26 protein-coding genes and 1 pseudogene are annotated in these 12640 nt (G+C 42.9%); 9 read left to right on the top strand and 18 right to left on the bottom strand.

The features are described from left to right. Window positions 1-109 precede the first annotated feature (109 nt). The 5 genes from HWQ36_RS04995 to HWQ36_RS04975 are packed head-to-tail and all read right to left on the bottom strand — an operon-like array spanning window position 110 to window position 1727. Window positions 110-382 (bottom strand): hypothetical protein, encoded by a 273-nt coding sequence (locus tag HWQ36_RS04995; RefSeq protein WP_292698728.1) that lies wholly within the window; start codon window positions 380-382, stop codon window positions 110-112. Window positions 383-396: 14 nt separating this feature from the next. Continuing rightward, window positions 397-975: a hypothetical protein gene (locus HWQ36_RS04990; protein WP_292698726.1), complete on the bottom strand. Its 579-nt coding sequence runs from the start codon at window positions 973-975 to the stop codon at window positions 397-399. Next, window positions 976-1278 carry a hypothetical protein gene (locus HWQ36_RS04985; RefSeq protein WP_104899242.1) on the bottom strand — a complete coding sequence of 101 codons (303 nt, stop codon included), beginning with the start codon at window positions 1276-1278 and terminating at the stop codon, window positions 976-978. Next, window positions 1250-1387 carry a hypothetical protein gene (locus HWQ36_RS04980; protein ID WP_292698722.1) on the bottom strand — a complete coding sequence of 46 codons (138 nt, stop codon included), beginning with the start codon at window positions 1385-1387 and terminating at the stop codon, window positions 1250-1252. The genes HWQ36_RS04985 and HWQ36_RS04980 overlap by 29 nt, the downstream gene beginning before the upstream one ends. 46 nt (window positions 1388-1433) lie before the next feature. Beyond that, on the bottom strand, window positions 1434-1727 hold the full coding sequence (locus tag HWQ36_RS04975) for a hypothetical protein (protein ID WP_292698720.1): 294 nt from the start codon (window positions 1725-1727) through the stop codon (window positions 1434-1436). 44 nt (window positions 1728-1771) lie between these two features. Between HWQ36_RS04975 and HWQ36_RS04970 the strand changes: the two genes are divergently transcribed. Genes HWQ36_RS04970 through HWQ36_RS04960 form a run of 3 tightly spaced genes read left to right on the top strand, consistent with a single transcriptional unit; the run spans window position 1772 to window position 2776 of the window. After that, the gene (locus HWQ36_RS04970) at window positions 1772-2041 is read left to right on the top strand and encodes a hypothetical protein (protein ID WP_104906723.1); all 270 of its coding nucleotides are present in this window, start codon (window positions 1772-1774) and stop codon (window positions 2039-2041) included. A 31-nt stretch (window positions 2042-2072) separates the two neighbouring features. Then, complete coding sequence (locus HWQ36_RS04965; RefSeq protein WP_292698716.1) at window positions 2073-2405, top strand: DUF5674 family protein; 333 nt, start codon at window positions 2073-2075, stop codon at window positions 2403-2405. Beyond that, on the top strand, window positions 2402-2776 hold the full coding sequence (locus HWQ36_RS04960; RefSeq protein WP_292698714.1) for a hypothetical protein: 375 nt from the start codon (window positions 2402-2404) through the stop codon (window positions 2774-2776). The genes HWQ36_RS04965 and HWQ36_RS04960 overlap by 4 nt, the downstream gene beginning before the upstream one ends. Window positions 2777-2779: 3 nt before the next feature. On the opposite strand, the gene HWQ36_RS04955 is transcribed toward HWQ36_RS04960, so the two are convergent. The 13 genes from HWQ36_RS04955 to HWQ36_RS04895 all read right to left on the bottom strand — a co-directional run bounded on the left by HWQ36_RS04955 (window position 2780) and on the right by HWQ36_RS04895 (window position 8454). Continuing rightward, window positions 2780-2935 carry a hypothetical protein gene (locus HWQ36_RS04955; protein ID WP_292698712.1) on the bottom strand — a complete coding sequence of 52 codons (156 nt, stop codon included), beginning with the start codon at window positions 2933-2935 and terminating at the stop codon, window positions 2780-2782. A 137-nt stretch (window positions 2936-3072) separates the two neighbouring features. Further along, window positions 3073-3447, bottom strand: a complete 375-nt coding sequence (locus HWQ36_RS04950) for a hypothetical protein (RefSeq protein WP_292698710.1) — start codon at window positions 3445-3447, stop codon at window positions 3073-3075. After that, window positions 3444-3599 (bottom strand): hypothetical protein, encoded by a 156-nt coding sequence (locus HWQ36_RS04945; RefSeq protein ID WP_292698708.1) that lies wholly within the window; start codon window positions 3597-3599, stop codon window positions 3444-3446. The genes HWQ36_RS04950 and HWQ36_RS04945 overlap by 4 nt, the downstream gene beginning before the upstream one ends. A 237-nt stretch (window positions 3600-3836) precedes the next feature. Further along, entirely contained in the window at window positions 3837-4178 is a 342-nt protein-coding gene (locus HWQ36_RS04940; protein ID WP_292698705.1) for a hypothetical protein, read from the bottom strand. A 205-nt stretch (window positions 4179-4383) separates the two neighbouring features. After that, window positions 4384-4578: a hypothetical protein gene (locus HWQ36_RS04935; RefSeq protein ID WP_292698703.1), complete on the bottom strand. Its 195-nt coding sequence runs from the start codon at window positions 4576-4578 to the stop codon at window positions 4384-4386. 32 nt (window positions 4579-4610) lie between these two features. Beyond that, window positions 4611-4928, bottom strand: a complete 318-nt coding sequence (locus HWQ36_RS04930) for a hypothetical protein (RefSeq protein WP_292698701.1) — start codon at window positions 4926-4928, stop codon at window positions 4611-4613. Between the two features lie 79 nt (window positions 4929-5007). Further along, window positions 5008-5364, bottom strand: a complete 357-nt coding sequence (locus tag HWQ36_RS04925) for a hypothetical protein (protein WP_292698699.1) — start codon at window positions 5362-5364, stop codon at window positions 5008-5010. An 11-nt stretch (window positions 5365-5375) separates the two neighbouring features. Continuing rightward, window positions 5376-5645 carry a hypothetical protein gene (locus HWQ36_RS04920; RefSeq protein ID WP_292698697.1) on the bottom strand — a complete coding sequence of 90 codons (270 nt, stop codon included), beginning with the start codon at window positions 5643-5645 and terminating at the stop codon, window positions 5376-5378. 66 nt (window positions 5646-5711) lie between these two features. After that, complete coding sequence (locus tag HWQ36_RS04915) at window positions 5712-6470, bottom strand: hypothetical protein (RefSeq protein WP_292698695.1); 759 nt, start codon at window positions 6468-6470, stop codon at window positions 5712-5714. 50 nt (window positions 6471-6520) lie between these two features. Next, complete coding sequence (locus tag HWQ36_RS04910) at window positions 6521-6847, bottom strand: hypothetical protein (RefSeq protein ID WP_292698693.1); 327 nt, start codon at window positions 6845-6847, stop codon at window positions 6521-6523. Continuing rightward, a complete protein-coding gene (locus HWQ36_RS04905) occupies window positions 6847-7059 on the bottom strand; it encodes a hypothetical protein (RefSeq protein ID WP_292698690.1) in 213 nt (70 codons plus the stop codon). Before HWQ36_RS04905 ends, HWQ36_RS04910 begins: the two co-directional genes overlap by 1 nt. Window positions 7060-7126: 67 nt before the next feature. After that, window positions 7127-7504, bottom strand: a complete 378-nt coding sequence (locus tag HWQ36_RS04900) for a hypothetical protein (protein ID WP_292698688.1) — start codon at window positions 7502-7504, stop codon at window positions 7127-7129. Between the two features lie 284 nt (window positions 7505-7788). Further along, entirely contained in the window at window positions 7789-8454 is a 666-nt protein-coding gene (locus tag HWQ36_RS04895; protein ID WP_292698686.1) for a hypothetical protein, read from the bottom strand. A gap of 6 nt (window positions 8455-8460) precedes the next feature. Here HWQ36_RS04895 and HWQ36_RS04890 point away from each other — a divergent pair, with 6 nt between their 5' ends. From HWQ36_RS04890 to HWQ36_RS04865, 6 genes and pseudogenes are all read left to right on the top strand, one after another. Further along, entirely contained in the window at window positions 8461-8688 is a 228-nt protein-coding gene (locus HWQ36_RS04890; protein ID WP_292698685.1) for a hypothetical protein, read from the top strand. A 179-nt stretch (window positions 8689-8867) separates the two neighbouring features. After that, window positions 8868-9098, top strand: coding sequence for a hypothetical protein (locus HWQ36_RS04885; RefSeq protein WP_292698683.1), 231 nt, complete (start codon window positions 8868-8870; stop codon window positions 9096-9098). Between the two features lie 294 nt (window positions 9099-9392). Continuing rightward, entirely contained in the window at window positions 9393-9593 is a 201-nt protein-coding gene (locus HWQ36_RS04880) for a hypothetical protein (protein WP_292698681.1), read from the top strand. Window positions 9594-9608: 15 nt separating this feature from the next. Next, window positions 9609-10220 carry a hypothetical protein gene (locus HWQ36_RS04875; RefSeq protein ID WP_292698679.1) on the top strand — a complete coding sequence of 204 codons (612 nt, stop codon included), beginning with the start codon at window positions 9609-9611 and terminating at the stop codon, window positions 10218-10220. A gap of 82 nt (window positions 10221-10302) precedes the next feature. Next, window positions 10303-11118: pseudogene (locus HWQ36_RS04870) on the top strand (hypothetical protein); the annotation flags it as partial. A 104-nt stretch (window positions 11119-11222) separates the two neighbouring features. Next, on the top strand, window positions 11223-12425 hold the full coding sequence (locus tag HWQ36_RS04865; protein ID WP_292698677.1) for a hypothetical protein: 1203 nt from the start codon (window positions 11223-11225) through the stop codon (window positions 12423-12425). The last annotated feature ends 215 nt before the right edge of the window (window positions 12426-12640 follow it).

The following is a 12640-nucleotide window of genomic DNA, read 5'->3' as shown; positions in this document are numbered from 1 at the left end:
ATGTTTCACGTTTCACACGGGGGAATGCTGTTTCACGACCCTGAAACACTGATGAAACCGTTGAAACGTTTCATGAAACAGTTTTATGAAACACTTCCACCCATCACTGTTACTTTGATGCCCGTCTCAGAAATGTCAATCCTGCACCAACAAGTAATGCCAAGGGAATGAATATCCCGCTACCAATTAATCCAGTAGCGACAACGCTACTAACGATATATGCACTACCACCTAAAGCGCCAATAACTGAAGTAGCAAACAATCCCGTACTGAGAATATCCATATCCTGATTTTTCTTTTGATGAGTTAATAGCTCTTGAAGTAATCGGATTTGGGCAACAGTGGCAACAGTTTCATTTTGGATCTGTAGCAATGCTGCCACTGTTTTATAAGCTTCTAAAATCGGATCTGTGTCCCCATCGAAGAAACTCTCTCCCGTAACGAATTGAGTCGTACTTTGAGTTGTTCCTTTTTTCTGATCGACTCCCCCAGTCTTGTTGAGGCTTCTTCTGCCAAATTAATCAAACTCTGATCTATCTCGGTAATCTGGTTATCAACTTCCAACATGGATTGTTCAGCAAAGGCATCCAACACCGTCCCTTTGGCTCCAATCAAGGATTCCATGAACAACAAAGCTCCTGTGACACCAGTTGATGCACCCAAAATCTTAGATTGCTCATTTTGAACAGCTATAGCACCAGAAATAGTCTCTTTATCAGCCGCAGTCAACTTGTATGAGGCTTGTTGAATTGCCTCATCAGCTTTGGTGATTGTGGCTTCGGGTATATCTGCTATAGGTGATTGTTGAGGTTGTAATTTCTCACTATTGGTAATGTCTCGAAATCTAGCTAAAATCTCCTCTGGAACTTGTGAATCGACCGTCCATTTTTGCTCTGGATATTGGCGGCGTAGTTCATCAACTACCTTTCCTGGTACTTTATTGAGAGCTTGTGCAAATTCTTTAATAATCATCATTTACGCTCCTAAAAACTTTTCGGGGTGATTTTTTAATTCAATTGCCACCTTTTTCAAAGAACCTTTGGCTAAAACGTAACTTCTAATTCTTTGAAGGACAGGTAAGTGCCAGTTTGTCAATTTTGCTCGTCCGTTTAGCCCTCCATTATCTTCGTCCCGAAAATCCTCAAATTCTGGCAAGTACAAAGAAGCTAAGTCTAAATACTTTTGGAACTGTCTAATTCCAACTGATGGCTCCAATTGTCTGGCTGCCTCCTCTCGTGTTAACAATTCTTCAACTACACAGCTTCCCTGAATTAGCAATGGTTTCGGCTCCTAGAGTTCCGACTGAGTTCCGATTGAGTTCCGATTGAATTCCGGTTGAGTTCCAATTGAGTTCCGGTACTGATAATACTAATAATAAAAAAACCATCGGCTGGTGGGGAGGGTTTTTCTAATGGCTTAGTGTTTGGGAAACACTAACTTCTTAATAAGTAATTATGAATCGCTCCAAAATGGTTAAGTACATACGGCTTTGGTTCGACAAATCTGGAGCTACTTTCATCAGCTAACCAGTTTTTTAATGCCTCAACTGAGTAACCTGACAAACGACTCATTTGGTAAGTCGAGAAATTATGGACTTTTTTAAATTCTTTAGGATGTATTGGCTTAATACCAATATTTTTCATTACGATTGCTCCTACTATTTGTGAAGCTATTGTGGGAGTATTCCATTCTTTAACGTACCATACCGCACAAATGTTTGCAAACATAACGCAAACTGCCGTACTATCTTTATATTATTTCTCTGTTGTGTATGCCGAAATCAGGATTTAAAACAATCACAGTACCGGACTGGATTGTTGATGAAATTAAGAGACAGCCTGACTATAAAGGGAATCAAGCTGCCACTTTGGGGGCGCTCGTTAGGGATGGTGTTGCGGCTCGTGGCGGAGAATTGGAAAACCCAGCTATATTCCTTGCACAAGTACTGAATCACTTACCTAATTGGGAGCGACGCGAATCCTGGGAGTTGGCGCTGACTATTTTAAGTTGGTTGCAAGAAACAGAGCGCCCTTCTAGTTAGCTTTGATGATATTACAGAGGTTTTCAGCTGTATGATTTTGCTGTTACGCGAACGCGCTACCCCGGAGCAACTTGAACAAATGCTGCAACAGCACAAGTTCTACATCAAAACCGCAGTCGATATCGAGCGTCGGGTGCTGGTTGGTGGTGGTGGTCTACACGCTGATTGTGAAGAAAAATTGCTAGATGACGGCAGTAGACAACAAGATATTTGGGCTGCCAGTTTCATGCCAATAACTGGAAAAATTATTTATGAGTCGATGGTTAATCTTCGTCCCCGGCAAAATCGTTCAATGGAACTTTTAGACCCTAATATTAGAGAAAGGGTAGCTCAACTGATTAACGAGTTCCTAGGAAATTTATGATCGAAGTGACACCAAAGCAACAAATTTTTATGCAAGATGATGTGACTACACGTTTACGTCGTTTAGCTACACACTTGTCACAAATTCAATCTTTGTGGACTCAAGGCTCATCAGAGGATTTAATACTGGCTTTGATTGATGAAAGCCGATACTTTATTGAGTGGACTGTACCAGATATGGTAAAGGCAAATGATATTGACCGAGCCTGTGAATTAGTTGATTTAGTTCGTCTTCTGACTCGTTGGCTATTCCATTGGGACGATATCTGGACTGATGCTGAACAAAAGCAATCTGCATCTGCTCAAATTTCATATTGGTTACAGCGAGTTTTGGAAATATCTCGTACAGAACCGGAATCACTGAGTGCCTGAACTTTATGAAGTCTGACGTTGTTTAACCAACAGCGATCGCAAATACTGCCGACAAGCTGCTTCTCCCCGATAAATCAGAATCCGCAGCGCCTGTACTTCCTGGATCGGAGAAATACAAATCTCAGCAATGGCTGGAATTAAATTCTGTTGCGATACCACATAGTCTTTATGGCACTGTTCTAATTCCTGAATTTTGGAGTTTAGCTGTTGTATCTGCCGTAATGCTTGGTCAGGGACGATTCTTTATTTTGAGAGCGATTATTCAGAGTTAACGTCATTTTATTTGTTGCTCCTACTTATTTAGATAGTCGAAAGCTTTGCCAATCGGGACATTTATCACCTTGCCAGCCTTTGGGATGAACAGCGCAATTGAGAAGCACACCGTTGTAGACAACCCCGTGGAAATGCTTGCAACCTCGGCACGGAAGAGGCACAGGTCTGGGTTTTAGTGATCCTTCAAATTGCGCTGCCTCAATCCGGCTACCGATAAACATGGTTAATCCAGTTCCCATCGTGCTGAAACAGAAAGCCAACCTCGCTGCGCTTGCAGGTATTGTTATATTGAAGTAATTGGTTTTCTTTTGCCCGAAAACCATAATACAGCCACTCAGAATAGTGGAAAATGCGAAAACTCCAATGGCAGATTTAAGAATCAATTGCTTTGTGTTCATCTTTGTTTTTTAGGTGGTTCGTGCTTAGATAATAGAGCGCCAAAATCGTAAATCGTTACTGTTGGTATTGGTTCAGGTTCTGGTTTTGGTTTTGACTCTATCACAAGTTCAGGACTACCTAAGCCGACTGCATTTTTAATTTCTTGCTCCATGACTTGATTCTCCTTGTTGATTAAATTGCTCCACCTGATCAATTGCCTCTACTACTTCTCCTAAAACATTGAAAGCATCGTTTCATACCACATTATTTGATGTAGAAAAGTACTCGGACGACTGAAGCCTGCGATAATCTTTACTGCTCCCCACAAGCTGCAACGTATATTGACACCCTTGCAAGATAGTCCGAATCTCTGAAGTAGTTAGCTTAATTTCCATCGCTATTTATCTCCCTAAAATTTATCTCGTTGAATGCTGAAGCTTGCTCCGATTAAAGAAATGCCTAAGAAGGCAGAAAAACTTACCAGCATTACACCCAAGCAAATACTTTTCTGTTGCTGCCAAACAGAGATAATTATGTTGGAATTATTTGTCTCGATAATCTCCAGCCCCCAACAAGCCATTGCCCCTATTCCTAAAAACCCAGTTAAAAACAGAGAAGCGATTGCAGTTGTTTCTATGGTGCGATCAATGAAAATTTTTGGGTTAAATCTTCTCCTAGTACGGCGGCGAAGAACCATTTTACTCTTGTGGTCTAACCCTGATTTGTAAACAACTTGTTTGTGGTTAGTCATTTGGAATCCTCCAATTGAACATAGAAACCTGCACCTGTATTCATAATCTTTACCTTTCTTTGATTGACCAAGCCTTGAATCACTCCCAGGCTAAATTTAATACTGCACAACCGTGCGCTCCCCCCACAACGATGGAGGTATTGTAGACACAGTGAGGACTGGTCAGTAGAGGTGGGGTAAGTGGATTTTTTGGGCATAATCTTGACTAGGACTCTATGATTTTGAGATGATGTGGATTGAAAAAAATTCCTTGACCAGGCGGCATATCTGGGAAATGAACGCAAACCATACCGTGTGCTGAATACTGAATTACTGTGCCTGTTTGCCCTAGCCTTTGGTCTTGGTCTGCAACTGTTTTAATGACTTTGACAATTGAAGAAACTGGTGGGAGACTAGCCATTCTTAATCCTTTAATGAACAGTCTATTATTGATTAATAATTCGAGTTTTCGCCGATACCATATTGCCATTTTAGAAAACTGACGGGAGTACAGATTTCTTGCCAATCACAAGCTCCCATTGGCGCATTCCAGTCTTGTCGGTATTCCTCTTCAAAATACCCCAGTCCCCAATGCCAGTCGTCATATTCCGGCTCCGACTTCCATCCAAACCAGAGAGCAACATTTACTTTAATCAGATACAAAAACTTAATCATCCATCCGCCACTGTAATCAGAAATAAAATCGTAAAAATCTCCTAGAAAGCGTTTATTTGTTAATGCAATTAAATCCATTCTTGACCAAAGATTCATCTGCTTATTTCCTCTAGTTTGTAATTCATTGTGTACAGTTTTACGATAGGGGCTATATTTAAAGTCCCCATTTTCTACCTTAATCAGTGACAGTCCGGGTTGTTGACAACAATACCCGTGTTTGTTGTAGCTGCTTGTACTCATCCCAATTCCTCGGATTATGAGGTGATGACGTTGATTCTTCAAATTCCCAGTTCTGAGAATTGGTATCGAAAAACTCAATGGCTGCATCAAAACCACACTGCAAAAATCTGGTGTATGATTCTTCCGAGCAAAGAATTGATTCGACAATTGCAGTCAAGAGTTTGAGGTTGGTTTCAGTAGCAGCACCTTTTTTGTGGAGCCATTCAATTGTTTCCAGCAGTTGTTGTTTAGCAGAAGCCGCAGTAGATTCTGGTAATGCGGCAATGGAAATAAAACCTGTTAATTGTTTCATGTTTGATTTGCTCAAAAATTATCTAGTTCTGCAACACCTTCATTATTTGCAACTTTGCGCTGAGATTTGGCTTTGTTAATTTGGAATTCGTTAGCTTTAATTACTGGCATTGCTGCCTCTTTAACTGCTGCTTTTGCTTGGTAATAAAGAAATTGAACTACGCCTGAAGCGTCTTCCTCTTCTTCCACTTGTGCCCAAAGCGAACAACCTAATTCGATTGATTCGTAGTTGCCCAAATTGAATTTTCTCGAATAACTAATTGAAACAGTACCGATTTTCATTGACTTGTTTGAACCGCTAATTTATCTAGTGGCGACTCAAAGGTGAATCGCCTTTTTCGTGTTTAATTACTGCTTGTTACCTTGCGGCATTGCTGTCTGATTCTGTCCTTGCAGAGATAGCCGTGCCTCAGTTTCCGAAACCGGGGGTAATGCTGGTGCAGTGACAGCATTCGATGCCCATCGCTCGTAAGTTTCATTCGTTACCCAATGAACTGTTGCCCCAGATTCCGCACCACTACGAATCATCTCTGCCGCTTCGAGCGCATCCTTCTCAAAATCAGACTGAGGATTGCGATAGCTCCACTGAATAAACCAGTACGTTCCCAGCGTTCCTTCCACTTTCTGAAACTCCGCGCAGAAAATATAGTTTTTCAGTACGCTAGCGATAGCCTGATAACAGAACTCCTTTGGATCTCCGGGCATCCCTTCCTCACACCACGATTGAAATGCGCGATGGGCGAAATGATTGTACAATCCAGCAAAATTGTCTTTACTGCGACGGTGGATCAGAAAACTAAGCAGCATGGAAGCTGGGCCTTTAAATTGGTCTTTGAGTCCGCCTGCTACCGGAATCACCCACAGTTCAGTAAATGGTTCGTTGGTGAAGTTCTCGTTGATGGTCAATGCACGGTCAGGGCGAGAGATTGCAATTGCAAAATCAGCCTTATTTCCCTTGAGATATCCGCCGGCTTGTGCTTCTAGAATTGTCAGTTTTGGGGGACAATCAAGAAGAAATTGCCCGTATTCTTTAGCGCAATTTGCTTGTAGTTTTGGTTGGCTCGGTGGAATGAGAAAGACGCTGTTGTTGATTTTGATGGTTTCCATAATTGCGTTGTTGTTGCTAAAAATTGCGTTGATACTGGATAGTGTTCGACTTAGCTATGTATGACAATGCCAGGGATTGCTTTTAACTCGTATTTCAGCAGTTCAAGTTGGCGTAGACATTTTTCTATTTCAGCCTGAATCTCTGCTCTCAATTCCTGTGGTGTCAGTAGTTCGATTTCGTTCTCTAAGCGATTTTCCTCTTCAATGGAATTGATATCAGGCATGACGATGTACCGCCAGCCTTCACCATATTCGTGTGCCAAAAGACTATCGCTTGGGTAATACTTGATGCCGATAATCAGTCCTTGTTCTGCACGCTGTCTCAACGTGAACCGGGGGTATTTCCAGCCCTGTGGGATGGTGATTGTTGATTGCATTATTCTGCCTCTTGATTAAATTTGACCTCGACGATTTCTTCGACACAACCCATCGCTTGATCCAAATAGTGCAGAACATCACCCAAATGTGTTGCTGCCTCTGGATCAATCTTTTTATCCGCAATCAACAAGAGCCAGTTTTCATCTTGGGCAATCGCTTGAACCTTGAGATAGCACAAGTTGAACTCTTGTAGGATTTCTATGGGTGACATTGCTATATTTGTCATGTAAGTAAAACAGTCTTATTGAGGAAGTGGGCAGCAACGCCCACCCCTTTCTTTACGCTGCAACCAATCTTTCACTTGGCACATCAAATTCTTTATCGAGTAATTCCTCTTTCCTGGCTAGTTGTTCCATAGTCGCTTTTGATATCCTTGCCACCTTCATAAATTGGTCTAGTCCAATTGCTGCATCAACCGACTTGGCGTATCGAAGAGAATCTACTCCGTTAGACCAGTGGGTGATGTATTGAAATATCACCCCAATCATGGAATCACCCTTATACACTCGATAGTTTCTGGGGCAGGCTCCGTCAGCGTAAACCAACTTGTATCCAGGAATCTCTTGCACCTCTGCGTTGGGGTCTGTTGGAGGTAGGAGTATTTTCTCTGGGGATTCATCCCAATCGGCTTGTTGAAGAGAAAATGGGCTAATCATAATTGCAATATGCCATGATGATTTAAATTGTCATAAATTTGTTATGGAGGCGATTGCATTTCTCTTGGGGGAGCAATCGCTTTTCTCACTTGCAGTACTAAAGATTTCTTTCACCTCTACATTCGCATCTGTAGCAGGTAGGAGAATTCTTTCGTGACAATTACCTACTTGAAGCAAGAAGTTGCTTGCTACACTTTGTGTCATGATTCACTTCATTAACGATTTAGCTTGAAGGCGATTGCATAACTCTTGGGGGAGCAATCGCCTTTCTCACCTTCAGCAACTTACGCCGCTACTGCCGCTCGGACTCCCAACGATGCAATCACATCTTTTGCACTGCCAGCAACCCGATTTACCCCGTACTGTCTTGGTCGAGCGTACCAGCCTTGTTGATTGCACCCGACGAAGCCAACAAAGTGCCCGTCTTGGTAGAGTTTGGTGCTGAATCTTAACCAGTCAATTTCGCCGTGATACAGACCAAAAACAGTGCAGGCTTTTTCTAGGTCATCGCTTAATCGTTCGTTCCTTTCTAGTGGTGTCTCTGGTAGAGTCGCTTTTACTTGCGCCACTCTTGTAGCGAACCAGTTGCGGTCGAAGGGTAGTCGTCCGCCACCGACTAACTGCACCCATACCGTAATCCTGCCTTCAATCCAGATGGTGCGAACTGATTCGGGTTCAACTTCGATAATCTCGCCAATGATGCGGCGATCTCTTCTGGTGAGAGGATCTTGGGTTGGGGCTACAGCTTCGGCTTGGGCTAGGGCTTGTTCATCAACAGAAGAACTAGGAATTGCTTGCTGTGTTAGTGTTTCGTAAGTCATAATATTAATCTCCGTGATAGGGGAAAAGGCGATCGCAGAAGTTGTCCAGACCGAGCGATCGCCTTTGTTATGTGTGCAAAGAACGTTGTGGCTCAGCACAACGCTCTCAAAAAGATTTGGCGTAGCCATATATTTGTGACTCAAAGCCAGTGGCACTTGAGTATTACCGAAACAGGAGATACAGCGTATCAGGCGACGTGTACGACTTCAAATGCTTCAACTACCGTCCGTCGTCCTGCTGGTAATTTCTTATTCAGTGCAAATCCATTTCCATACTGTGTACCCCTCGCCTTCTCTGGTTGTGCCAGTGCCTCAGTTACTTATCAAGCAGTCACTCTGGATTGTGCTGTCATGGTTCTGTAGTAAACGCATCTTTATTTACTAGGAGGCGTTGCGCTTATTTCCTCCTTCATATTTACTGTGTTAGTACAAGTTAGTACGTTTGTCAATATAGTTAGTACGGAACCCCAGTCCAATATATTTCCTGGTAGAATAAATCGTACTAACGGCTTGTGATAACCTAAAACAAAAGGAGATTGTCTATGGCTATTGAATCTCGTCTAACGATTCGCATTGAAGAGGAGATGCGAACAGCTTTTCGGTCTAAAGTCGAAGCGCAGGGCAAAACTGTTACAGACGTACTTTTAAAATTTATTAAAGAATATGTAGAGACAGAAAATTCGGAAAATAGCCATGATGTAGCCCAGATTGAGCAAAGAGTTCAAAGACTTGAGTCTCTTGTAGAGGAATGCCTGGGGGAATTAGTCGCCTGAGAGAGGAGAATACCACTCTCAGGCAATGGCGTGATCACATTATTAACACTGTTATAAAGGACAAACCCGCCGAGCATTAGGTGGGTTTTGTTTTTTATAGATCGCAACGTACTAACTCGTACTAACATAATTCTTTAGTTATGTACGAGGTTATACAGTTATGAATCTCACGCCATCTTTATTTAAGTCACTAGAAAACTTTATTGACATATTTACTCTTGGACTAAGTTAAAAGCGATCGCCTCCCGCCAAGAAGAACAATCGCCCAGACTAATCCTTTAGCAAAGAAATAGTATGTCTAATTTACCAGTTTTCCAGTTACTCCTCCAAGACAATCCCAATTTATTCAGCACAGAAGGCTTATCCTCACTGCTGCAAGACTGCCTTAGACTGAAATACCCCAAACGGCATAAGTTCATTTATCCTTCATTGTTAGACAGACAAGTTTACTTAGAGCTTGCTGGGCTTGGGAACGGTGATGCCAAACATGATTAAATTATTCACCGGATCATGACAGACCCTAAAGGCTGGTGTTTGGATGCTCCATCATCCGTATATGAAGGGGCGCGATTCTACGACAGCATGGGTAAGATGTTTGGCCCTAACTTTGGCACTGAACTTTTCCTCTACCACAGGATTAGAGACAATATTCAGGATATTCAGAAAAACTTGGACATCTCTGGAGTCAGCCAGCGAAACATTTCAATCCGCGATCGCTTGTTCTCCTACCCGACAGTAGAGGATCAACTGTTCACGCTGGAGAGCGATCGCATCATTCTTCAAAAAGCAGTTCCACAAATCATCCAGTTTTTTGTCAGCCTTGTTCAGATCGCACCTGCATATAACTTGTTTTTGGTGAATAAGGACAAGAGAAATATTCACGCTTCAGTCACTACAGTTGAAAGTTATGCACCAAAGGCAGTCATTGCAGACATTTATGCTGAGTCTTGTAACTGGGAGAAATCAGAACAGAACTGCTGGCGAGGAAAAAGTACTTTCAAGAAAGACCCAGACGAAGTTCATTTATACCTTCATCTTGATCATGAAGAGAACGAAATTATTTACTTTAAAGCAGTTTACCCGGACTTGAATCGATTCGTAAGGTTTGCTGAAGTCGCCTAATAACCACTAAAAGCGATAAGCCTAACGGCTCCTACAAGTTCCTTACTACCTGCAATATTCTTAGTATTTGCCATAGTGAGCAGCCGAAGCCCAAGTACAAGAACAAATCCAATCTCTGCAAAACCTGTACAAGCAACAAAAGGAGCAAAACGTTCAGTTACAGGAACGGCTGGATGAGATGGAAGGCTTAAGAAAACTGGAGATTGAGAACCAACAACTTAGGCAGCATATTCAGGATTTGGAAAATGCTGTAGAGCAACGTCCCTCGCAACAGTGGGGGAATACCATGACCCACCAAGCAACCAAAGCTTTGAACAAGCAGGTAAAACTTGCACTGGAGAAAACTATTGACCTGCGATCGCTAGCCCAGGAACCACCAAAAGAAAATGCCCAAGAATGTCTGCGGCTCATGGGCATGGCATTGAAGAATCTTGCCAGCGCTATGAACAATACCCAAGCACTCGAAGCTGCGGCAATCATTCTGGGGAGTGAGCCAACACCAACTGCGATCGCATATCGAGCCGAGCAACTAGAAATGCTACCCCAGGCGGTTAGCGATATTAGGGCAGTGCTGGCTAAACCTGGGTGTACGTGGCAGGACTATTGGGCAGTGGCGCAAGAATATGAGGTGATTAAATCAGATTATTGGGCAGAACTTACCACCCAGGAAACAGAATTAATTACCGCACTTCACAACACATCCACTGAACCTCGGACAATTGGCATCGGCTCTATCGTTGCTCATGCTGACCCATACCGCACTTTGTATGTTGAGAGGGGTGAGGTGGTGCAAGATTTAGGCGAGGAAGTAGTGGTGGCATGGGATCACTGGAAGGAGCAATCGAAAAAGACTGACAGGTATTCCCGAGATGAATTGCGATTCTGGCAACCTCAATAGGGTTTCAGTGTATCGGTGACTTTTTAGACAACCAAATACAAGTACCAAGCCCCACATCACAGTAGGGGAAATTTCCGTGCGTCAACATAACAGGAGATTATAAAATGACTGCAACTATCACAAAACCCAAGCTCAAAAAGACTGCTGCCGCTAGCAAACCAAAGTCACTGTATAAAAGGCTCCATGTGATTATTCCCATCGAAGATATGCTGTGGGCTTCGCAGCAAAAACCCTCAGTTACGCAATTGTGGCAAGAATGCTGGACGGCTGACCCTTACGGTTCTCGGTGGATGCCCCTTTCTACTGGGATGGGTTACAGTACTTTTATCTCTGCAAAGAAAATTCTAGCTGAAAGTGGGTTGTTCATTTTCAAGCCGGATAAGTCTATAGAAGACGGCCGAGAAACAGCTAGTTGGATGGTGAAGAATTTACATGGCAGTCGGATGAAGGAGTTCTGGGAGAAAGCCAATGCCGAAAAACGAGAACCAAATTCTGAAAAACGAGAATTAAATGCTGGGGATTCAGAGATAGATGCTGGCTCTGAAGAGATAGGTGCTTTAAATCAAGCATCTATCTCAGGTAAAAGTCAGTTAGAGCAAGGGTTTCAGGAACCCTCACAAACTGTTCAGGAACACCTCACAATCTCTTCAAAAGAGATTGTGAGGTGTATCTCTGACACGCTTACAGAAATTTCGCATGGAGATGAGACGGCGATCGCTCCCTTGGGGGTCGCGTCGCCTCAGTCTGTTGAGAGCGTGTCAGAGAAAGAGAAAGACTTGCCTGTGGCAATGGACTGCACGACGCTAGCGCTTGTGGAAACTGCACAAAGTAATCCCACTTCGTTGTTAGCTGAAAACCAGGACTGTGGCGTTGAAGCGATATTCCCTCATGAGGGTATTTGTTCCGCCGCGCCCGTCGCTCAAAATGAATTTTCTTCAAGTTTGGCGATCGCTAATCAAACACAGGGGCAAGTAGAACAGGGAAATTCAGCTTTGTTGTCAGGAGAAAACCAAGTCTTTAGTGTTGAAGTGAAAGTGGATCATGAGGGTGAAAGTTCCGCCGTGTCCGTGCCAAATTCTGAAAAATGGTCGCATGAGGCGATTGTTGCAAGGGCAAATGTGCGACCAGAGCGTATGCAGAAACTCAAAGTAGCAAGCAATTCGGGGCAGAATCCGGGGTTTGACTTTTTGCAGGAGTGCTGGAATGATGACCCTGCTTTGCAGATTGTGATCAAAAAGTTGCTGGTGAAGTTTCCGCAGTGGGGGATTGCGATTGTGGATGGGGTGTTGATGAAGTGGGATGAGTAGCGATTACCATTTCAATTACTGGCAAATTATAACCTGCAATGCTTATGGAGTATAGTTTATAGCTTTTTTAAGTGCCGTTCCGATCTACAACATTATTATAAACTTGAGACAATGCGAACTTTTTTCTCAAGCATAGTTTCTTTTAGAAGCTGATATAGAGTATAGGGCTAGTATTTGATTTCTGAAAAATCTCCGTACATCTGAAGAGACAGAAA

It is taken from the genome of Nostoc sp. NMS2 (assembly GCF_017115105.1).
GTDB lineage: Bacteria > Cyanobacteriota > Cyanobacteriia > Cyanobacteriales > Nostocaceae > Nostoc.
The sequence above is the reverse complement of the archived record's forward strand: the minus strand, read 5'-3'. Positions and strand labels throughout refer to the sequence as shown.